This is a genomic window from Onishia taeanensis, assembly GCF_900100755.1.
Lineage (GTDB): Bacteria > Pseudomonadota > Gammaproteobacteria > Pseudomonadales > Halomonadaceae > Onishia > Onishia taeanensis.
The window spans coordinates 1-19,971 of record NZ_FNCI01000013.1 but is presented as its reverse complement, the minus strand read 5'-3'; the positions used below and the strand labels follow the sequence as shown (position 1 = coordinate 19,971).

The following is a 19,971-nucleotide window of genomic DNA, read 5'->3' as shown; positions in this document are numbered from 1 at the left end:
TGAAACTGCCGACCCTAAAGCGCCTAGCTAGCCTTTCGTTTAATATTGAGGCTTTGAATCTCGCCGTACTTGGCTTACAGTTATACTGTCGTATAACAAGGAACTAATTGCAAGCGCCTGCTAAATGACGACACTTCCCCCTCCAGGAGGCAGATGGGCGCCCCCAGAGACGAGAGAATCAATGGCAAACGAACCTGCAATAGAGATACGCGACCTGCGCAAGCGATTCGGCTCCCTCGAGGTCCTGAAGGGCATTTCCCTGACCGCCGGCCAGGGCGATATCGTCGCCATCATTGGCGGCTCGGGCTCGGGTAAATCGACGCTGCTAAGATGCATCAACCTGCTGGAACGCCCGACATCGGGCGAGGTGGCGATTCAAGGCGAAACCTATCGCATGCGAACCTCTCGCCATGGCGATATGGAAATCGCCGACCGCCGTCAGGTCCAGCGCATCCGCGCCCACCTCGGCATGGTCTTTCAGAACTTCAACCTCTGGCCGCACCGCACGGTGCTGGAAAACGTCATCGAGGTACCCATCCACGTACTGGGCATGAAGCGCGACGAGGCCGTTCATCGCGCCGAGAAGCTGCTCAACCGAGTCGGACTGGGCAGCCAGAAGTCGATGTATCCGGGCTTCCTATCCGGCGGGCAGCAGCAACGCGCCGCCATTGCCCGGGTGCTGGCGGTCGATCCGCTGGCCATGTTGTTCGATGAACCCACCTCGGCGCTCGATCCGGAGCTGGTCGGCGAGGTGCTATCCGTGATCCGCGATCTGGCCGCCGAGCAGCGCACCATGATGCTGGTGACCCACGAGATGGCCTTCGCTCGCGACGTGGCAAGCCACGTGGTGTTCCTCCGAGAAGGCGTCATCGAAGAGCAGGGCCCGCCCGATCAGATCTTTGGCGATCCCCGGTCGCCGTACTTGAAGCAGTTCATCAGTTCGGTGGCCTGACCGCCGGCCTTTCTTTATCAACACAGCTTTATCAACGACGGCGTCATAAACGACACGCGTAAACACCCTAAACGGCAGATGTAACCCGTCTGCCAAGAACGCCTAAAACAAGAGAGGTAATCCCCATGTTCAAGACACTCACCGCGACCGCCAGCCTGATCGGCCTGAGCCTTTTCGCTGCACCGGTTCTGGCCGATACCTACAAGATCGGCCTGTCTGCCGAGCCCTACCCCCCCTTCTACTCGCCGGATGCTGCCGGTGAATGGTCGGGCTGGGAAATCGACTTCATCGACGAGCTATGTAACCGCCTTGAGGCCAAGTGCGAGCTTGCGCCAGTCGCTTGGGAAGGCATCATTCCGGCTCTTAAAACCGGCAAGATCGACATGATCATTGGCTCGATGTCGATTACCCCGGAACGCGCCGAGCAGATCGCCTTCTCCGACAAGTATTACGCCAGCCCCACCGGCATCGTGGCGCTCAAATCAAGCGACGTGCAGCCCACTGCCGAGGGCGTTGAAGGCGCTTATCTGGGCATTCAGTCGGGCACCAACCAGGAACAGTACGCGCGCAAGCATTTCGCCGACACGGCCAACCTGAAGGTCTATCAGACCCTCAATGAAGAGCTTCAGGACCTGGTCGCCGGCCGCCTGGACGCGGTGGTCGCCGACACCCTGGCCGTTCAGACCTTCATCAACTCCGAGACCGGCCAGTCCTGCTGTGAATACCGCGGTGCCGTGGCAAGCGATGCTGAGCTGATGAGCGAGGGCATCGGGGTAGGCCTGCGCCAGGGCGATACCGAGCTCAAGGAACGCGTCAATGCGGCCATCGAGGCGATGCGTGCCGATGGCACCTATGAGGACATCACCGCGCCCTACTTCGATTTCGACATCTACGGCGGCTAATTGCCCACCTGCGAAGGCCGCCCTAGTGGCGGCCTTTGTCTTTCCGTCTTTACTTGGACATTCGTTGGACATCCGTTACTCACAAGGATAATCGCCATCCATGACGACCGTCTTCGACTTAAGCCTGCTGGCCTTTGAGCCCCCCGGCTGGGGCAAGGTGCTGCTGGTCGGGTTCCTGCGCTCGATCGAGCTGGCGGCAGGTGGCTATCTGCTGGGCATCCTGATCGGCATCTTCGGCGCCACCGGCAAGCTCTACGGCAACAAGGTCGTCCGCGACCTGCTGGAAATCTACACCATGGTGATCCGCGCCGTGCCCGAACTGGTACTAATGCTGCTGTTCTATTACGTCGGCACCGACCTTCTGAGCCGGGCCTCGACCGCCATGGGCTTCGGTAGCGTCAATATCGACGGCCTGACTGCCGGCATCCTGGTCATCGGCCTAGTGCAGGGCGGCTATGCGACCGAGGTCATTCGCGGCGCTATTCTGGCCATCCCCCGCGGCCAGATCGAAGCGGCTCATGCCTTCGGCATGCCGCCCAGCAAGGTGCTGCGCCGGGTCACGCTGCCGGCCATGACGCCGCATGCCCTGCCCGGCATGGCCAACCTGTGGATGATCGCCACCAAGGACACCGCCCTGCTGGCCGTGATCGGCTTCAGTGAGCTGACCTTGGTGACCCGCCAGGCCGCCGGTGCCACACAGTCCTACATCATGTTCTTCCTGGCCGCGGGCGTGCTGTACCTGGCGCTGACGCTGGTGTCGAACCTCGCCCTGCGCCGCTTCGAGCGTTACGCACGGCGCGGTCTTGTCTCCGCACGCTGACTTCAAGGAATGCCTGTGTCTGAACCCCACTCTCTCGCGTCGCTCGTGCGCCCCTCGCGAACGAGCCCAATCACCAAGCTGTCGGGCCTGCTCGAGCCCCATCGCCTCATTCTGCTGGCGCTGTTCATAGCAGGCCTGGTGGCCGCGATCCTGTTGATGGACTGGAGCTGGCTGCCCCGCTACCTGCCCAAGCTTTGGGAAGGGCTGCAGATGACCCTGATCATGCTGTTCTCAAGCGTGGTCGTAGGCTTTCTGTTCGCCCTGCCCCTAGGGCTTGCGCAGGTCAGCGGTGTCTGGCCGCTACGCTGGCTGGCCACCGGTTTCTGCACCGTGATCCGCGGCACCCCACTGCTCCTGCAGCTGTGGCTGTTCTATTTCGGCCTGGGCGCGCTGTTCGGCCAGTTCCCGGAGATCCGTGACTCCTGGGCCTGGGACTACCTGCGCCAAGCCTGGCCCTATGGCTTCATCGCCCTGACCGTGTCGTTCGCCGCCTACCAGGGCGAGATCATGCGCGGCGCCTTTGCTGGCGTGCCCCACGGCGAGCTGGAAGCCGCCGAGGCCTTCGGCATGTCACGGATCAAGGTCTTTACCCGCGTCTGGTTTCCACGCGCCCTGCACCGTGCCCTGCCAACGCTGACCGGCGAGATCATCCTGCAGCTCAAGTCCACGCCTCTGGTCGCCACCATCACGGTGATGGATCTCTATGCGGTGATCACCCAGGTGCGCCAGACCACCTACCTGACCTATGAACCGCTGCTGTTCCTAGTCGCCGTCTATCTGTGCCTGAGCGGCATCCTGATCGTCGGCCTGCGCTGGCTCGAGAACCGCGTACCGCACTGACGGCCGCCTGCCCGGCTTGCCGGGGGCACTGGCCTCAAGAGACGATGCACCACAAAAAAAGGGGGCGGCCAAATGGCCGCCCCCTTTTCTCGTCCTACTGGCGTCTCACCAGACGCCCTGCCTCTGTCGACCAGCCTCTCTACTAATGAGTCTCTCGGTCCCCTGTCCAGGCCGCTCAGTCGCGATAGCTCGGATCCAGCGCTTCGAGGGTACGCAGATGCGCTGCCCACTCGAGCTCGAGGTCACCATCTTCATGGATAGTCTGATCGTACTGGCGGGCCACATGGTGGGCGGTGTCTTCCGATACCAACCGCAGCGGCTGGCCGGTGGACTGCGCCGCTACCTGCAGCTCGCAGGCGCGCTCGAGATAGAACATGTTGTTGAACATCTCGGCGGCCGAAGCGCCAGTGGTCAATAGGCCATGATTGCGCAGCACCAGCGCCGGGTTGTTGCCAAGGCTTGCCACGATGCGCTCGCGCTCAGCCAGGTCCAGGGCGATGCCCTCGTAGTCGTGGTACGACACCCGCTCGTGAAACTGCAGCGAGATCTGGTTGAGCCGCGTCTCAAGACCTTGTTCCAGCGACGACACCGCCACCCCGGCTCGGGTGTGGGTATGCATCACCCAGGCCGCGTCATGGCTGGCGCCATGGATCGCCGAATGGATGGTGAAGCCGGCCGGGTTCACTGCCTCCGGGCTGTCATCGACCTTGCGACCGTCGACGTCGATCTTCACCAGCGAGGAGGCGGTGATCTCTTCCCAGCGCCAGCCATAGGGGTTGATTAGGAAGTGACCTTTCTCACCCGGCACCCGCGCGGTGATATGGGTATAGATCAGGTCTGTCATGCGGTAGTGGGCGGCCAGGCGATAGCAGGCCGCCAGCGCGATGCGGGCCTCTCGTTCGGTGTTGCTGATCGTGGCGCGCTTGGGCTGATCGAGACTCATCGGACGCTCCTTAGCGAAAATTCCGTAGCGAAAGCTCATTAGCGAGAGCTCTTTAGCCAAAGCTCTTCTATAGCCAAAGAAAAGGGGTGACTTCAGTAACCGCGAGCGCGATCGACGCCCATCGCCAGCGGCTGGTCGTCGCGCAGGGCACGGGCGGTGTCGATGACCTGCCCCGCGACCACCTCTGGCAGGGAGTCACTGGCGATATGCGGCGTGATGCGCAGGCGCTCATTCTGCCAGAAGGGATGATCGGCAGGCAGCGGCTCTCCCCTGAAGACATCCAGGCTCGCTCCAGAAAGCTGGCCACTCTCGATAGCCGCGACCAGATCATCTTCGACCAAGTGCTCGCCGCGGCCGATCTGCACCAGCCAGGCACCCTTGGCAAGCTTCGCGAACAGAGCCTTGCCGAGCACGTTCTCGGTAGATGCCGTCAGCGGCAGCACATTGATCAGATAATCGGCGCCATTTGATGCCTCCATCACCGCGCGCTCGCCGGTCAGGTAGGTCACGCCCTTGACCGGAGCTTGTGGCTGGCTGCGGCAGGCCACGCGCACGGAAAAACCTAGCGCGGCCACCGCTTCGACCACAGCGCGCCCCATGGTGCCATGCCCCAGCACCGCCACCTTGGCGGAGGCCGGCGCGCGCATCGGCAGCGGCTCCCAGTGGGCCTTGGCGGCATTGCGCTCAAGCGTTGCGAACTCGCGTTCGCGGTGGAGCACCTCGTGCGCGGCAAAGCCTGCCATCAGGTCGGCCTGATGCGGGTCGCGCACCCGGGCGATCTGTACCCCATCGCCAAGGCCTGGGTGCGCCAGCAGGGCATCGACACCGGCGCCGATCGACATGGCCAGCGTCAGGTTGGGGTAGGCCTCGAAGGCCTGCTCGCCCGGCAACCAGCAGATCGCAAAGCGCACGTCTTCAGGGTTGTCGATTTCGTGCGGGTGACGCAGAACGACGTCATCGGCAGCGCTGCGCAGAGCGTCACCATAGACGGCATCCAGGTCGAGTGAATCACTCAGATAGACGCCCAGGATCGGGTTCGCGTTAGTCATACAGCTTCCTTCGATTCACATTACAGATGAGCAGTGGCTGCCAAGCAGCCTCTTGTTACCCAAATGTATAATAAATTGGACTCCGGTGCCATGGAGCGACCGGACAATCACTGCTTGTGCAGCGGATGGCAGGCCGCCCCCGCAGTCAACCTGGACCAACGAGATCAGCAGTCACCCTTGCCCAGCTTGGCCAGGCACGTTCGCAGACACTCCCGACCATTCACTTCATGCTGAGAGTTGATTGGACTTGGTCGGCACAAATCATTAAGGTAGCGCCCTTCTTCGGGCATCAGCGTCAGCACGGCGGCCCGAGTGGGCAACGCGCCCTGTCGTATCAATCTTGCTAAAACGCGCATAAATCTCGCTTCAACGGTGACGCGATAGGCCTCTGCCACTGCCAGACACTGGCGTCAGCCCCGGCCTACACAGTCAGCGAACAAGAGGGAACCCATGTCGACCCCCGCATTTTCTCAAGGGCACTGCATGCCACGACGCCCACCACCGACCTGCCTGCCGGGAAGCGCCTGATCGGCGATGCCTGATCGGCTCAGCCTGAGCCGATATCTCCGGGGCCTCCTGCGCCTGCGTCATCTCACTGACGCCGCATGGCCGCCGCCCCTTCGCGATCCTGAAACGATCCAACGACGCCGCCTCTGCGGGCCGCCGCTCGTCTCTGCTTTGCGCAGCAGACGAGACGACCGGTCGATGAGTGCCTGCGTTCCCATCAACCGAGGAATGCCCTTGAACAGTCTGTCTCTTCACCAGTTCTCGACCAGCACCGTGCTACTGCTGATGTTCGCCTTCTACGGCGGCACCTATCTCCTCACGCTCGGCATCCGCAAGAAGAAAGAAGACGCCGACGCCTTCATGGTCTCCAATCACCGGGTCGGCTTCGGCATCGGCGCGGCCAGCATGACCGCCACCTGGATCTGGGCCGCCTCCTTCTACGCCGCGGCCACCTCCGGCTACACCTATGGCGTCTCGGGGCCCATCCACTACGGCCTGTGGGGCGCGCTGATGATCCTATTCATCTATCCGTTCGGGCGGCGCTTTCGCAAGCTGGCCCCCAACGCCCACACCCTCGGCGAGCTGATCCATGCCCGCCACGGCTCCTCGAGCCAGCTGATCCTGGCCTTCTCCAACGTGCTTGGCAGCATCATCAGCCTGATGGTGAACTTCACCGCCGCCGGCGCCCTGGTCTCGGTGCTCTCGCCGCTTTCTTTCCAGGCCGGGGTGATCATCGCCGGCATCGGCGTGTTGCTGTATACCCTATGGTCCGGATTTCGTGCCTCGGTGCTGACTGACTTCGCCCAGCTGGTGGCGCTGATGGCCATCGCGGTGGTGATCATCCCTGCCGTGTTCTTCGCCATGGGCGGGCCCAGCGAGCTGGTGGCCGGTCTGGACAACCTGACGCCTGAGCAGGCCAACTTCTTCTCGGTCGATGCGATTCTCAATCAGGGCGCGCCCTTCTTCGTCGCCGTGCTGGCCTACGCCATCGGCAACCAGACCATTTCCCAGCGCCTGTTCGCGGTCAACGAAGAGCACATCAAGCCGACCTTCATCACCGCCACCGTGGGCTACGGCGCCATCGTCATCGGCCTTGGCATGATCGGCCTGATGGCCCTGACGCTTGGCATCCAGCCGCTCGACGGCGACATGAACAACCTGATTCCGCAGATGGTCTCCGGCTACCTGCCACCGGTATTCATCGCACTGTTCTTCGTGCTGGTGATCGGCTCGCTGTCGTCCACCGCCGACTCCGACCTCTCGGCGCTGTCCGCGATCATGATGGCCGACGTCTACGGCAAGAACATCGCCCGCGGCAAGGCCGACCCCAAGCGCATGCTGCTGGTCGGTCGCCTGACCATGATCATCGCCACCGCGGTGGGCATCGTCTTCGCCAGCTTCTCGCTCGATATCCTGGTGATGCTGGTCTTCGTCGGCGCGCTCTGGGGGGCGATCGTCTTCCCGGTGATCGCCAGCTGCTTCTGGAACCGGGTGACCAACGCCGCCTTCACTACCTCGGTGCTGGTGGCCATGGTCACCTTCTGCATCGCGCGCTTCGAGCTGCTGCCCATGAGCGGTCTGACCGCCCTGGCCTTCGAGGGCCTGGCCAGCATCGGTGGCGGCATCATCATTGCCTTGATGGTGTTTGGCTTCCTGGGCCGCGCCGCCGGGCTGATCGCCGGGGTGCTGGCCATGTTGGCCATGCTGGTGTTCGCGACCAACTTCCTGCGTGACTACACCGTGCTGCTGGCCTCGCTGACCGCCTACGGCACCAGCACCCTGGTGTGCGTGGTGATGAGCCTGATGAGCCGCCAGCGCTTCGACTTCGACACCATCGCCCAACGCGTGGGCGATTATGACGACGCAATGAGCTCGAGCGGTGCCGGCAGCGATACCGGAAAGACCGCCGGGGATCGCCTGGCAAGCGCCTCGCGCTGAGCCGGCTCGTTGATCGTCCGCTTATCCCATCATCAGGGGCGCCGGAGCGCCGGCGCCCCGCCAACAGGAGTCTTTCCATGACCGCACTGTTTGCCTTCTATGTACTGATCTGGCCCGCCCTGACCCTCGGCGTGCTGGTACTGATCTGTCGCGCCGTACTCCGCGACCGTCGCGATGCCCGCCAGGAGCAACGCGAACTGGTCTGACGCCTAAGGCGTGATGCCAGCCGGTGTGATGTAAGGTAACGCCACGCTCAGGTACCGTTACCCCCACGAGCCGCCGCGCCCCGCGGTGGCTCGTGCAACACCTTGCGAATCCACGTCACGAGCTCAGTGCTGTGCGCTGCGAAATCAATGCAGCACGTTGCGAATGAAGCCCACGGTGGCCTCGCTCTCGTTGCAATAGGCATAGGGCTGGTCGCTCGGGAAGACGTGGAACTCCCCCTCCTGAAGGGTCAGCTCTTGCTCGCCAATACGCAGCGTTAGAGTGCCCTCGACCACCACGATCATTTCGTGCCAGCCATTGGCATCAGGCTCGGAGGCATAGCGCTCGCTCGGCGCCAGCTGCCAGCGCCACAGCTCGACTTCATTCGTTGCCTTGCTGGCCAGTAGCCGGCCGTAGCTTTCCGGCGAGCGCCCGGCCCAGGCGATTTCGTCGATGTAGGCGGAATCCTCGGTCTCCGGTGGCTGCACCAGCACGTGGAAGATCACCCCCAGCGCCTCGGCCAGCCGGTCGAGCGTGGTCAGGCTGACGTTGACGTCGCCGCGCTCGATGCTGACCAGCATCCGTCGGCTGACCCCCGCCGCCTCGGCCAGCGCTTGCTGGCTAAGGCCGGAGGCCTTACGCAGGCGGCGCACATTGGCCGCCACGTGCACCAGCACGTCCGGGCGCGACGTTTCTTCGTCCGCCCCATTGTGCAATATACTGCTCATCGCTACACTTCCCGGCACTGAGACCTGATTTACTGAAACTCGATAGGAAGGGAGCGTAGCATGAGTGCATCTATGCGGGCCCGGCTGTGGCCGGTAGCGATCCTGATCGTGGCCATGACCTCGATCCAGAGCGGCGCCTCGCTTGCCACCTCGCTGTTTCCGGCTATCGGCCCAACCGGCACCACCGCCATGCGTCTACTGATCGCGTCCCTCATCCTGCTGGCCGTGCTGCGCCCCTGGCGGCGCCGGATCAATGCCCGCGGCTGGCGCACCATCGCGATCTACGGCGCCGCACTTGGGCTGATGAACCTGCTCTTCTATCAGGCGCTGAATCGCATTCCGTTGGGTATCGCCGTGGCGCTGGAGTTCACCGGCCCGCTGGCGGTAGCCCTGCTCAACTCCCGGCGCTGGCTCGACCTGTGCTGGGTGGCGATGGCGATCAGCGGGCTGATCTTGTTGCTGCTGCTCGGCGGCGAAAGCGGTTGGGACGTGGACCCGATAGGCGCCGCCTACGCGCTGGGCGCCGGGGTCTGCTGGGCGCTGTATATCCTCTTCGGCCAGAAGGCCGGCACCGACCACGGCACCCAGACCGCCGCGCTCGGCATCACCATCGCCGCGCTGATCTTCTTCCCGATCGGGCTCGTCGAGGTCGGCACCGCGATGTTCTCGCCGGCGCTCTTGCCGCTGGCCTTGGGGGTGGCGGTGCTCTCCACCGCCTTGCCTTACACCCTCGAGATGATCGCCATGCCGAAGCTTCCGACCCACACCTTCGGCACCCTGATGAGCCTGGAACCCGCCGTCGCGGCACTTTCCGGCCTCGTCTTCCTCGGCCAGGCGCTGAGCCTGACCCAATGGCTCGCCATCGCCCTGGTGATCGCCGCCTCCATCGGCACCACCCTGACCGGCCAGAAGCCGGTGCCTGCCGTGGCGGCCGGCTGACAGCCTTAACGACTCAGCCGCGCCCGCTTGGGCTTGACAGCGCCTCGTTCCTTTTATAGAACGTTCTTTATATAGAACAATCTTTCTATTGAACATAGCCTGTCATGCACAGGCTTGGAAGGAACTCTCAAGGAGCGCGTCACGTGGACCACCTCTCGCTTGGCACCCTGGGCCAGCACCTGCAGCGGCTGCGTCAGGAACAGGGACTGTCGCTGTCGCAGCTAGCCGCTGCCGCTGGCATCGCCAAGTCAAATCTGTCGCGCCTCGAGCAGGGCAACGGCAACCCGACCCTGGACACCATCTGGCGCCTGGCAGTGCAGCTAAACGTGCCCTTCGGCACCCTGGTGGCGCCTATCGCCGTGCCCCTGGGCGAGGACGGCGTGCAGGTACGGCTGATCGACCAGGGCAAGGATCGCCCCCAGGTGGACGTCTACTGGATGCGCTGCGCGCCCCACACCTCGCGCCATGCCGAGGCGCACACGCCGGGCGCTCAGGAGACCCTCACCCTCATCAGCGGGACGCTGGAGGCTGGCTCGGAAGACGCGACTCGCGTGCTGCGGGCCGGCGACACGATCGCCTTTGCGGCGGACCGCCCGCACCTCTACCGCACCCATGAGGATTGGGCCACGCTGCTCGTCACCATCGTCTACGCCGAAGGAGGCACCCCATGAGCCAGCTAGCCGCCTCTCCCCGGCCCTGGCTGGTCGGCCTACGCGAGGCCATTCCTCTGCTGGGCGGCTATGTGCCAGTAGCCGTCTCCTTCGGCCTGATTAGCGTACAGGCCGGCTTCAGCCCCTGGGAGGCGGTCGCCGTCTCGACGCTGATCTATGCCGGCGCCTCACAGTTCCTCTTCGTCGGCATGGTGGCTGGCGGTGCGCCCCTGTGGCTGGTCATCGCCATGACGTTGCTGATCAACCTGCGCCATGTGGTCTACGGCCCCAACTTGGCGCCCTGGCTGACCGCCAGCCGCTGGTGGCCCTGGCTGATGCACGGCCTCACCGACCAAGTCTTCGCCCTGGCCCATCACCGCCTGCCGCAACTGCCCGAAGCGCAGCGCCTCGGCTGGTTCACCGGGGCCGCGCTGCTGGCCTGGGCGAGCTGGATCGCCGGCACCGCCCTGGGCGCCGTGGCCGGCAACTGGCTAATGGCCCGCTGGCCGCTGCTCGGCGAGATCATGCCCTTCGCCTTGCCGGCGCTCTTCCTGGTGCTGGTGGTACCCCGCTTCACCTCCTGGCGCTGGAGCCTGGCATTGGGCAGCAGCATCCTGGTGGCGCTGCTGTGCACCCTGGCCGGCTACACCAACTTAGGCATCCCCTTCGCCGCCGCCTGCGGGGCCTTATGCTTCTATCTGGTGAAGGCCGATACCGCCCGGGCAGGAGGTGACGATGAGTAACGCCCTCTGGTTGGCCGTACTGGCCTCGGCCACCGGTACCCTGCTGCTGCGCCTGGTTCCGCTGCTGTGGATGCGCCGCAGACTCCGCCAGCATGACGGCGAGAATGGCAGCGAAGCCTTACCTCAGTGGCTCGGCATTCTGGGTCCGCTGATGATCGCCGCTCTTTTCGGGGTCTCGCTGGTACCGCGCCATCCCGATGCCCTTTCTTGGCTGGCAACCTTGATCGGCGTCGCCACCACCCTGATCACCTGGCGGTTCACCCGCTCGCTGGGCTGGCCCATCGCCGCCGGCGTCGCGGCCTTCGGCGCGGTCGTGATCCTTGCCGGCCTCGTTTAGCGCACAGCGCCATCCGCCTGCTGAGTGCAGCCTTCATCCCGATGGCCGAACGGCCTTGCCATCTTGACCGGTGCAAGCCCTAAGCAGCACTCTTGCCGGGTGACCGCCAAACTTCATTAGCCGTTGGCAGTCGCTGTTAAATAGCGTGTTGGCTTCCCGACAAGAGACCCCTGTATGCCCAATGCTTCGCGGCCTTCCTCGACCGCCGCTTCTTCGCCGCCTGCCGCTGGCATTGCGCATCTATGCGGCCTGCTCGACCGCGTGGCCCAAAAGGATCGCCAGGCCTTTGCGGACCTCTATGACGCCACCTCGGCGAAACTTTATGGCGCAGTGCTGCGTATCTTGCGAGACAGAGGCAGCGCCGATGATGTGTTACAGGAAGCCTACGTGAAGATCTGGCGGCAGGCCGCCGTCTTCGACGCAGGGCGCGCCTCACCCATCACCTGGATGGTGACCATCGCCCGCCACCTGGCCATCGACGAGCTGCGCCGCCAGCCCAAGGGCTATCGGGAACCCGAGGAAGCCCTTGCGCAAGCGCCCGACGAGGGACCGTCCGCCCAGGACGAGCTGCATCAAGAGCAGGATGCCCAGCGCCTGTATCGCTGCCTCGATACCCTCGAGGACGGCCGACAGGACATGGTCAGGCTCGCCTATCTGGAAGGCTGGTCCCGGTCAGACCTGGCCACCCATTTCGACCAGCCGGTGAATACCGTCAAGACATGGCTGCATCGCGCGCTTAAGCAGCTCAAGGGGTGCCTGGCATCATGACCCAACACGACGATCTCGACATGCTCGCCGCCGAGTACGCACTGGGTACCCTGGACGCCGATACCCGCGCCGACGTGGCCAGGCGGCGCCAGCAGGAACCCGAGCTGGAGGCACTGATTCAGGCCTGGGAAGCGCGCCTCGCCCCCCTGGGCGACGAAGCCGTCGCCGTCGCTCCCGGCCCCGAGCTCAAGGAAAGAATCGAACAGCGCATCCGTGCCATCGAAGCCGAGGCCCAAGAGGCTCAAGCAAAACAGAACGCCGCACAAAAAGAGACCCGTGCGAGCGACCATCCCCAGGTTGCGACCCTGCAGCGGCGACTGGTCCGCTGGCAATGGAGCACCGGCCTTGCCACCGCGGCGGCCCTGGTGCTCGCCATCATCCTCGCCGGGCCACTGAACAAGGCGCCCAGCGATCCTTCGTTCGTCGCCGTTTTCCAGGAGGACGACCGCCAGCCGGCGTTCATGCTATCCGTCGACCTTTCCAATAAGCAGTTGAACGTCTTGCCGGTGTCCGCCGAGCCGCTAGCGAACAAGTCCTACCAGCTATGGATCAAGGAAGACTCGCTCGGGCCCAACCCCCGCTCGGTGGGGGTGCTGAACGACGACCTGAGCCTGGATGCCGGCGCCCTGAGCGACTACGACCCGGCACTTCTGAAGCGCGCGACCTTCGGCATCAGCATCGAACCCAGCGGCGGCTCTCCCACCGGCCAGCCCACGGGCCCCGCCATTCACGGCTATCTCTACCCCACCGGCCAGGCCGGCGCTCAGCGGCTGTAATTTTTTTCGCTGAGCCTGAAACCCCGCACGCACTCCTTGCGTAACTACCATCACACCCACTTGAGCCACGGGGCTCGAGTGGGCTGTGACTCGATAGCGACGACAGACCAAGGAGAGAGAAAAATGATCAACAAACTAATGGCAAGCGCCTTCGTATCCGTTTCTCTGCTCGCCGGTGCCGGCTTCGCACAGGCTGCCGACCACGGCGACATGCACCCAGCGGTGTGGGCCGATGATCAGTCCGTTTCAGGCGGTACCGTGACGGCAGAGAAAGTCATGGCCAACGAGAACGGTTGGCTGGTCGTCCACCGCACCGGCGAAGACATGAAGCCGGGCCCGGTGGTTGGCTATGCCCCGCTCAAGGAAGGCGAAAACATGGACGTGGCCGCTATTCTGACCGAAGACGTCATGCCCGGTGACCACCTAATGCTGATGGTGCACAGCGAAGCAGGCGGCATGAAGACCGGCGCCTTCGAGTATACCCTGGGCGCCAAAGAAGACGGCCCGATCAAGATGGATGGCAACCTGGTGATGAAGGTCATTACCGCCGAATAATGCCATCCTTTCATCGCGATATATCGGGGCCGCCTTTAGCGGCCCCGTTTCGTTGTCGCTTATTCCCTCGGCTTCCCCAAGCCTTCGGTCTCCCCTGCCAATCCGCCGCAGAGAAGCAATACGCCATACATCGGCACTCTCCCTGTTGAGCTCTCCCTGTTGAGCTCTGCTTGTTGAGTTCAGCTTGTTAAGCACGGCTTGTGGTTCTCACCCACGGAAACGATATCCACTTAGTCGTGGCCAAGATTCGCCTTATGGCGCCGGCAAGCCTGCTAGGTGCGACGAGCGTCCAAGCGCCCTGATGACGCCTCATTCCCTGGAGAAAAGCATCAGGTGTTCGTGGCCGCTTGCCAGTAAGCAAGCGACTGCTCGGACACGATACCCTGGGTGGTACCGATCTCGATCACCGCCTGCTGGAAGGCGGCCGCCAGCTCGGGCTGGTGACACAGATGCAGGCTGCGGATGATTCGCGAGATCCTCAGGTGGTTATGGCCACCGCGCTTCAGCCAGATATGTTCCCGCATATTGAGCTCGGGTAGCGCTTCGATGACGAGTTCCCTGCGCGTCAATCCGAAGAATGCCAGCATGGTATCCAGTGAGCGCCGCTGATTGGCTCTTAGGACTTCATCCTCGGCAAAGGCGGCACGCGCGCCCTCTCCCAGCAGCGGAGCGAAGCTGTTGAAGCGCCCTGCCTCGGGAATCGGAAACAGCCACTGAATGTAGTCGTGGGTGTGCTCCAGCCAGAACGGCGACAGTTCCCAGATGTCGTGAATCCGCCGCCCTTGGTGATCACTGCCTTCTCCGCGATAGAAGGCGAGGAGCTGCGTATCGGGGGTGCTCATTGCTGTCGTCCTTGAGGGAGAGGATGGTGCTTCAGCAGGGCGAGTGAGGTCAGCTTACTTACCGCCTCAGGGACGCCAAAGTATAAGGATAATCTAACGTTGCTTTCCGGTCTTTTACGTCCTGAGCCAATCGGCGAGTGACGTGTTGGACCTCACTCTATCGCCATGATTTCATCGCAAGACTTTGTTGTAACTAAAGGAAAAGTCTAATGGCCATCGCTACACCGCCTGGATGGCGCCCCGGCCACTTCCTGATATCCGCGCCTGCACCTCACCTTTCTGGACTGCATTGATGGACGATTCCCTGCTGGTCAACCTCCGTCGCTATCGGCCCCGAGAAGGCCGCGATAGCCTCGAGGACTATATCACCGAGATTTTCGCTTGGCTGCTCCGCAACTCCCGTGAAGTCGCCGATGCCTTTCTCGACAAGGTCATGGCGCGCTTGCCAGAAGCGGATCGCATCGAACTGCCCAATGCCGACCAGGACGTCACCTGGGACACGCAAAGATCTTATCCCGGGTCCCGCCTCGACATGCTCGCCCAATGGCCGGGTGGTGCACTTATCTTCGAGCATAAGGTACACGCCCCTCTCTCGGCCGAGCAGATCAACAAATATCGCAAACTGGCGGCATCGGAATTTCCCGGCCGGGCCGCCAGGGTGATCGTGATCTCCGCCAATACCGGCCAGCATCGGCCGGAAGCCCACGGCTGCCTGTGTTGGGAAGACGTTTATCGGCTGCTACAGGCGAAGCACGAGACACTGACGCCCCCCACCGAGCGGTTTCATATCGCAAGCTTCCTTGCCCTGCTGAAGCACGAAGGCTTGCATCCGGCGGCGCCGATCAGCCATCAGGCAGTGGCTTTCTACCCGGTAGCATGGCGTTTTCCGGAACAGCTGACGGCCGCGCTGACACCGCTGGCGGGCGAGGAATGGCCGCTCATAGAGCGTTATGAAGGACGCGTGCCTGGCACTCGCTGGGGCCGGCTGGGTTTTGAACTAATCCCTGCGGGCGGCCCACTCAACTGGATGCCGGGCCTGTTCGTCGGCGTGATTCTCGATGGCCGCGACCACCGCGTGCATGAACGGCATACCGACCAGATGATGCTAAGCGTCATCCTCGACTTTTCGTACAAGCTGCACGACATCTACCCAGGGCTCTCGGCCTACCAGCGACTCGTGCAACAGTTAGAAGAGCTGACGCCCCACAAAGGCTGGCACTTCTATAACCACCTCGAGGACTCCCCGGCCAATCGCCATCACCCCCTGTACCTGGAGACGCCCCTACTCGAGGTGCTACGGGGAACGACCACCATGAAAGAACAGCGCGACGCGATTCGCCACGCCGTTCGCGACGCCATAGCGCTACTAGAACGCAATAGCGCCCTGAAGGCACTGACCGACGAGGTCCGACACCAAGCAACGCTCTTGGCCAATACATGAGCTTGAAGCCATTGACGAGTGGGCACAGCGACCAGCTCGGCCTGGGTAGGCCCGACCACCTTGGCGGCATAGACGTCCGATTCCGGCGAGTCTCGTGGCCCTGGCGCGTTACACTGGCGATGAAACGTCGGCAACAGGAGCACCGACATGCTGGATTCCGCCGAGTGCCGTCAGGCCCGCCTAGCGCGAGATGTCCGCTTCGACGGCCGCTTCGTGGTCGGCGTGACCACCACCGGCATCTACTGCCGGCCGATCTGCCCCGCCAGGCTGCCCCAAGAAGCCAACGTCCGCTATTTCGATGGCCCGCTGACCGCTGCCGAGGCGGGCTTCAGGCCCTGCCTGCGCTGCCGGCCGGACAGCGCACCGGACTCCCCCGCCTGGCGCGGCACCCGCACCACCCTGGAACGTGCCCTGCGACTGATCGACGACGGCGCCCTACGCGATGGCTCGCTGGGTGATCTTTGCGAGCGCCTCGGCGTCGGCGAGCGTCACCTGCGGCGGCTTTTCCAAGACGCATTCGGCGTCTCGCCCAAGGCCTACGCCCAGTACCGCCAATGCCTGTTCGCCAAGCAGCTGCTGCACCAGACCGCGCTGCCGATCACCGACATCGCCTACGCCAGCGGCTTTCGCAGCCTGCGACGCTTCAACGACGCTTTCGTGACCCGCATCGGCTTGGCGCCGCGGACGCTACGCCGCACGGCCAAGGGCAGCGACAACGCCAGCCAGTGCAGCGAAGCGCTGACGCTGTGGCTGGCCTACCGCCCGCCCTATGCCTGGTCGGCGATGCGCGACTTTCACGCCAGCCGCGCCATTCCCGGCCTGGAGTGGGTCGGCGACGACCACTATGGACGGCATATCCGCTGGGGCGATGAGAAGGCCATCGCCAAGGGCAGCTTCACCGCCGAGCACGTACCACAGCGCCACGCCTTTCGGGTCCGGCTCGAGCTCGACGACCTGCGCGCACTGTCACCAGTAGTGAGGCATGTTCGCCGGGTGCTGGACCTGGACGCCGACACCACCACCATCGAGGCCCACCTGGCCGACGCCTTTCCTGATCTCGCGCTTATCGAGGGACTCAGGCTACCCGGGCTCTGGTCGCCCTTCGAGGCCGGAGTACGCGCCATTCTCGGCCAGCAGGTCTCGACCGATGCCGCCCGGGGCCTGGTCACCCGGCTAGTCGAGGCCCTAGGCGAACCGGCCGGCGATCTAGGCCGGCATTTCCCGACGCCTAATGCCGTCGCCGCAAGCGAACTCGACGAGCTACGCATGCCCGGCGCCCGCAAGGCGACACTCAAGCGCCTCGCCAGCTGGTTCGCCGAGGGCAAGGCCGACGAAGACCCGCTGGCCTGGACATCGCTCAAGGGCATCGGCCCCTGGACAGCCCATTATGCGGCGCTGCGCGGCACCAGCGCTCCCGATATCTGGCTGGACGGCGACGCCGGTGTGCGCCGCGCCCTGCCCCGCCTGGCGGGCGCCGACCCGGCCCGAGGGGCACCCTGGCGCAGCTACCTGACCCTGCAGCTATGGTCATACGACCCCGAAGCCACGAGGAGCCAAGACAATGCACGATGATGCCCTGGACTATTTCCGCCCACCGAAGGACGAGACGCTCGGCTTGATTCGCCTAAGTGCCTCCGACGCCGGGCTAACCGAGATCGCCTTCGTCATGGAAGAGAACGAACCGGCCCGACCCAACGCCCACACCGCGCAGGCCCGCACCCAGCTCGCCGAATACTTCGCGGGCAGCCGCCGGACCTTCGAGCTGCCGCTAGGTCCAAAAGGCACCGACTTCCAACGCCGGGTCTGGCAGGCATTGGCCGGTATTCCCTATGGCGAGACGCGCAGCTACGCCGAAATTGCCGAGCAGCTCGGCTGCAAGGGCGGGCAGCGCGCAGTAGGCGCGGCCAACGGCCGCAATCCGCTGGCCATCGTGGTGCCCTGCCACCGGGTGATCGGCAGCAACGGCCGCCTCACCGGCTACGCCGGCGGCATCGGCCGCAAGCAGTGGTTATTGGCGCATGAGAGCGGCGAAACGGCCTTCCCGCTTAACTGAAAGCACCTGGGCCGTTTCGCCGTCATCACTTGCGTCTGAAGGTATCGCAGCGAGATCGAGATCACCATGCGCTAGGCGCATATGTATGCCAATCATCTAGCCAAAGCGCCCAGATTCAGAGCCCAAAGTACGGGGAAAACAAGGCGGACACTTGAAGAAAAACGGTACAGCGAAGAGGGGATAAAGCGAGGTGACTTGCTGATTTTTGGTGGGCCCAGTCAGACTCGAACTGACGACCAAGGGATTATGAGTTCGCTTTTAAAACAATAGGTTATTGAAATCCAAAGGAAAGCAACCGAAATCAAGCGAAAGGTACAGCTCTTTGGAATCAGTAGCTTAGCGAAAGCTGAGGATAGCACACGAAGCTGGTGTGTGTACCGCTGGTGTACCGCTCAAGGACCTCCCCCCTCGAACAGCATGCCTATGAGGGGCGCAAAATTGCTTCTCTCAGAGGCATGCTGACCGCTTAGCCATAAGCGGACTTTGTGATTTTCTGATATACAACTTCACCATTCACCAACGCCGCCAACACGCGCAGCTTGGTTGTGGAGGCGAAGCCGAAACGAAAAAGATATCGCTGTACTTGGCCTATTTATGCACTTTTTCGCCCGTCAAATGGTATCAACCATTGGCACCCAGTAATCTCTCTGAACACTGCCATAGTAAGCATTGCGTAGATAATATCGAACTGCTCAAGCTCGTAATCTCTGAACTCATTCATGCGATCTTCGAATGCGGTTTTAAAACACCCCAGCCCTTTAACCTCACTCATTGCCGAATCGATTTTCTTGGCGAAATTAACGATCAACTCGTCGTTATCCCGTAACTGGCTCGGTTCTACCGTTTCAATCATTTCGATCAGACTGAAGTTATCGATCCGCTCTGGTTCGCTGCAAGCCTGTGAGTATGTACCCGCCCTGATATAAGTGTTCCTGTGGTGCCCATCTAATTCGCATGCGCGCCTGAAGTTAGTGCTATCAATGATTGAGCCAACCCTCTTAAGCTTGACCAATTCGCTCACATCTAGGACAGAAGGAGCGGCATAAAGAACTACAGCATCGTTACCGAATTTCTTTTCTATATGTGAGAGCAAGGCATGTTGCTGAGCGTACAGGTCATACCGGAAATACTTTCTGTTCCACAAGTGCCACTCGGCGCCCGTCGACATAGTGATATACTGCGGACGCTTGTATTGAAACAGCATATTCACTTTCATCGGAGGTATGTTTTTTACCTCTCGGCTAAGATATTTCTCCATTTCATGAGCGATTTCCGTTAGCTCAACACCTGAAAACTGTGGAGAGAACCAGAATGGATATCCCACCTTTCGCCACAGATGCCATCTTCTAGAATGAGCAACGGAGTCCAAGCCTAGAACTCCTTCTTGTACCTGCCCAAGGGGGAAGTAGATAGATGTTTTTCTATGGCTCTTCACTTCTTCTGGTGGGTAACCCTTTATTTACCTGCCAATTTTGGTCACTGTTATCCCATCCGATTAATCCGATGGATGGTGACTAACGTTGGATCAATGCACTCTCTACGAACAGATCCTGGGACTCCTCTCTCCCTGGTTTGTCTCAGGCATCGAACTGGATAAGGATCAGGGAGAAGTCGTCGTTCAGGTCAGTCTGGATCGCAGCGCCAAGCTTGACTGCCCCCGCTGTGGTCATGCCTGCCCGGGCTACGACTCCCGGGAACGTCGTTGGCGACACCTCGATACCTGTCAGTTTCGAACGCAAGTCGTTGCTCAAGTCCCTCGTGTGCAGTGTCCCGAGCATGGTTGCCTGACGATCAGTGTGCCCTGGGCTGAGCAGAACAGCCGGTACACATTGCTGTTTGAAGCCTTCGTTATCAGTTGGCTCAGGGCAGCCTCGACCTCTGCGGTCAGTAAGCAGTTGCGCCTGAGCTGGACTGCCATCGACAACATCATGGAACGCGCTGTGCGTCGGGGCCTGGCCAATGCGCCCGACCGTGATACAACCCG

At 62.5% G+C, this 19,971-nt stretch carries 22 protein-coding genes; 17 read left to right on the top strand and 5 right to left on the bottom strand.

Features of this window, described 5'->3' with window-relative positions; all coding sequences use genetic code 11:
- Window positions 1-181: 181 nt before the first annotated feature.
- The 4 genes from BLR71_RS13905 to BLR71_RS13890 all read left to right on the top strand — a co-directional run bounded on the left by BLR71_RS13905 (window position 182) and on the right by BLR71_RS13890 (window position 3,514).
- Window positions 182-952: an ABC transporter ATP-binding protein gene (locus BLR71_RS13905; protein WP_092527639.1), complete on the top strand. Its 771-nt coding sequence runs from the start codon at window positions 182-184 to the stop codon at window positions 950-952.
- Between the two features lie 125 nt (window positions 953-1,077).
- On the top strand, window positions 1,078-1,854 hold the full coding sequence (locus tag BLR71_RS13900; RefSeq protein WP_092527635.1) for a transporter substrate-binding domain-containing protein: 777 nt from the start codon (window positions 1,078-1,080) through the stop codon (window positions 1,852-1,854).
- Window positions 1,855-1,954: 100 nt separating this feature from the next.
- Window positions 1,955-2,674: an ABC transporter permease gene (locus BLR71_RS13895; protein WP_092527632.1), complete on the top strand. Its 720-nt coding sequence runs from the start codon at window positions 1,955-1,957 to the stop codon at window positions 2,672-2,674.
- Between the two features lie 9 nt (window positions 2,675-2,683).
- The gene (locus BLR71_RS13890) at window positions 2,684-3,514 is read left to right on the top strand and encodes an ABC transporter permease (RefSeq protein ID WP_092527629.1); all 831 of its coding nucleotides are present in this window, start codon (window positions 2,684-2,686) and stop codon (window positions 3,512-3,514) included.
- 175 nt (window positions 3,515-3,689) lie between these two features.
- Here the strand turns inward: BLR71_RS13890 and BLR71_RS13885 are convergent, their stop codons facing one another.
- Together BLR71_RS13885 and BLR71_RS13880 are read right to left on the bottom strand one after the other, a co-directional pair.
- On the bottom strand, window positions 3,690-4,457 hold the full coding sequence (locus tag BLR71_RS13885; RefSeq protein WP_092527626.1) for a class II aldolase/adducin family protein: 768 nt from the start codon (window positions 4,455-4,457) through the stop codon (window positions 3,690-3,692).
- Window positions 4,458-4,549: 92 nt separating this feature from the next.
- Window positions 4,550-5,506 carry an NAD(P)-dependent oxidoreductase gene (locus BLR71_RS13880; protein ID WP_092527623.1) on the bottom strand — a complete coding sequence of 319 codons (957 nt, stop codon included), beginning with the start codon at window positions 5,504-5,506 and terminating at the stop codon, window positions 4,550-4,552.
- Between the two features lie 792 nt (window positions 5,507-6,298).
- Between BLR71_RS13880 and BLR71_RS13875 the strand changes: the two genes are divergently transcribed.
- Together BLR71_RS13875 and BLR71_RS17765 are read left to right on the top strand one after the other, a co-directional pair.
- On the top strand, window positions 6,299-7,951 hold the full coding sequence (locus tag BLR71_RS13875; RefSeq protein WP_369700305.1) for a sodium:solute symporter family protein: 1,653 nt from the start codon (window positions 6,299-6,301) through the stop codon (window positions 7,949-7,951).
- Between the two features lie 77 nt (window positions 7,952-8,028).
- The gene (locus BLR71_RS17765; protein ID WP_217629335.1) at window positions 8,029-8,157 is read left to right on the top strand and encodes a putative transporter small subunit; all 129 of its coding nucleotides are present in this window, start codon (window positions 8,029-8,031) and stop codon (window positions 8,155-8,157) included.
- A 144-nt stretch (window positions 8,158-8,301) separates the two neighbouring features.
- On the opposite strand, the gene BLR71_RS13870 is transcribed toward BLR71_RS17765, so the two are convergent.
- A complete protein-coding gene (locus BLR71_RS13870) occupies window positions 8,302-8,883 on the bottom strand; it encodes a helix-turn-helix domain-containing protein (RefSeq protein ID WP_092527617.1) in 582 nt (193 codons plus the stop codon).
- Window positions 8,884-8,943: 60 nt separating this feature from the next.
- Here BLR71_RS13870 and rhtA point away from each other — a divergent pair, with 60 nt between their 5' ends.
- The 7 genes from rhtA (at window position 8,944) to BLR71_RS13835 (ending at window position 13,651) form a co-directional block, all read left to right on the top strand.
- The gene (gene rhtA, locus BLR71_RS13865; RefSeq protein ID WP_092527614.1) at window positions 8,944-9,822 is read left to right on the top strand and encodes a threonine/homoserine exporter RhtA; all 879 of its coding nucleotides are present in this window, start codon (window positions 8,944-8,946) and stop codon (window positions 9,820-9,822) included.
- A gap of 143 nt (window positions 9,823-9,965) precedes the next feature.
- Window positions 9,966-10,493: a helix-turn-helix domain-containing protein gene (locus tag BLR71_RS13860; RefSeq protein ID WP_092527611.1), complete on the top strand. Its 528-nt coding sequence runs from the start codon at window positions 9,966-9,968 to the stop codon at window positions 10,491-10,493.
- Window positions 10,490-11,215 (top strand): AzlC family ABC transporter permease, encoded by a 726-nt coding sequence (locus tag BLR71_RS13855; RefSeq protein ID WP_092527608.1) that lies wholly within the window; start codon window positions 10,490-10,492, stop codon window positions 11,213-11,215. Before BLR71_RS13860 ends, BLR71_RS13855 begins: the two co-directional genes overlap by 4 nt.
- A complete protein-coding gene (locus BLR71_RS13850) occupies window positions 11,208-11,552 on the top strand; it encodes an AzlD domain-containing protein (protein WP_092527605.1) in 345 nt (114 codons plus the stop codon). Before BLR71_RS13855 ends, BLR71_RS13850 begins: the two co-directional genes overlap by 8 nt.
- A 174-nt stretch (window positions 11,553-11,726) precedes the next feature.
- A complete protein-coding gene (locus BLR71_RS13845; RefSeq protein WP_092527602.1) occupies window positions 11,727-12,320 on the top strand; it encodes a sigma-70 family RNA polymerase sigma factor in 594 nt (197 codons plus the stop codon).
- Window positions 12,317-13,096, top strand: coding sequence for an anti-sigma factor (locus tag BLR71_RS13840; RefSeq protein ID WP_092527599.1), 780 nt, complete (start codon window positions 12,317-12,319; stop codon window positions 13,094-13,096). Before BLR71_RS13845 ends, BLR71_RS13840 begins: the two co-directional genes overlap by 4 nt.
- A gap of 123 nt (window positions 13,097-13,219) precedes the next feature.
- Window positions 13,220-13,651, top strand: coding sequence for a DUF7282 domain-containing protein (locus tag BLR71_RS13835; RefSeq protein WP_092527596.1), 432 nt, complete (start codon window positions 13,220-13,222; stop codon window positions 13,649-13,651).
- 329 nt (window positions 13,652-13,980) lie between these two features.
- Here the strand turns inward: BLR71_RS13835 and BLR71_RS13830 are convergent, their stop codons facing one another.
- Complete coding sequence (locus BLR71_RS13830) at window positions 13,981-14,493, bottom strand: opioid growth factor receptor-related protein (protein WP_092527593.1); 513 nt, start codon at window positions 14,491-14,493, stop codon at window positions 13,981-13,983.
- A gap of 292 nt (window positions 14,494-14,785) precedes the next feature.
- On the opposite strand from BLR71_RS13830, the gene BLR71_RS13825 reads away from it, so the two are divergent.
- The 3 genes from BLR71_RS13825 to BLR71_RS13815 all read left to right on the top strand — a co-directional run bounded on the left by BLR71_RS13825 (window position 14,786) and on the right by BLR71_RS13815 (window position 17,987).
- On the top strand, window positions 14,786-15,934 hold the full coding sequence (locus tag BLR71_RS13825) for a PD-(D/E)XK nuclease family protein (RefSeq protein ID WP_175491687.1): 1,149 nt from the start codon (window positions 14,786-14,788) through the stop codon (window positions 15,932-15,934).
- A 147-nt stretch (window positions 15,935-16,081) separates the two neighbouring features.
- Window positions 16,082-17,506 (top strand): DNA-3-methyladenine glycosylase 2 family protein, encoded by a 1,425-nt coding sequence (locus BLR71_RS13820; protein ID WP_092527587.1) that lies wholly within the window; start codon window positions 16,082-16,084, stop codon window positions 17,504-17,506.
- A complete protein-coding gene (locus BLR71_RS13815; RefSeq protein WP_092527584.1) occupies window positions 17,496-17,987 on the top strand; it encodes a methylated-DNA--[protein]-cysteine S-methyltransferase in 492 nt (163 codons plus the stop codon). Before BLR71_RS13820 ends, BLR71_RS13815 begins: the two co-directional genes overlap by 11 nt.
- Window positions 17,988-18,579: 592 nt before the next feature.
- On the opposite strand, the gene BLR71_RS13810 is transcribed toward BLR71_RS13815, so the two are convergent.
- Complete coding sequence (locus tag BLR71_RS13810; RefSeq protein WP_217629334.1) at window positions 18,580-19,356, bottom strand: hypothetical protein; 777 nt, start codon at window positions 19,354-19,356, stop codon at window positions 18,580-18,582.
- A 151-nt stretch (window positions 19,357-19,507) separates the two neighbouring features.
- Here BLR71_RS13810 and BLR71_RS13805 point away from each other — a divergent pair.
- On the top strand, window positions 19,508-19,971 hold a 464-nt coding region (locus tag BLR71_RS13805), incomplete at its 3' end, for a helix-turn-helix domain-containing protein (protein ID WP_139172640.1).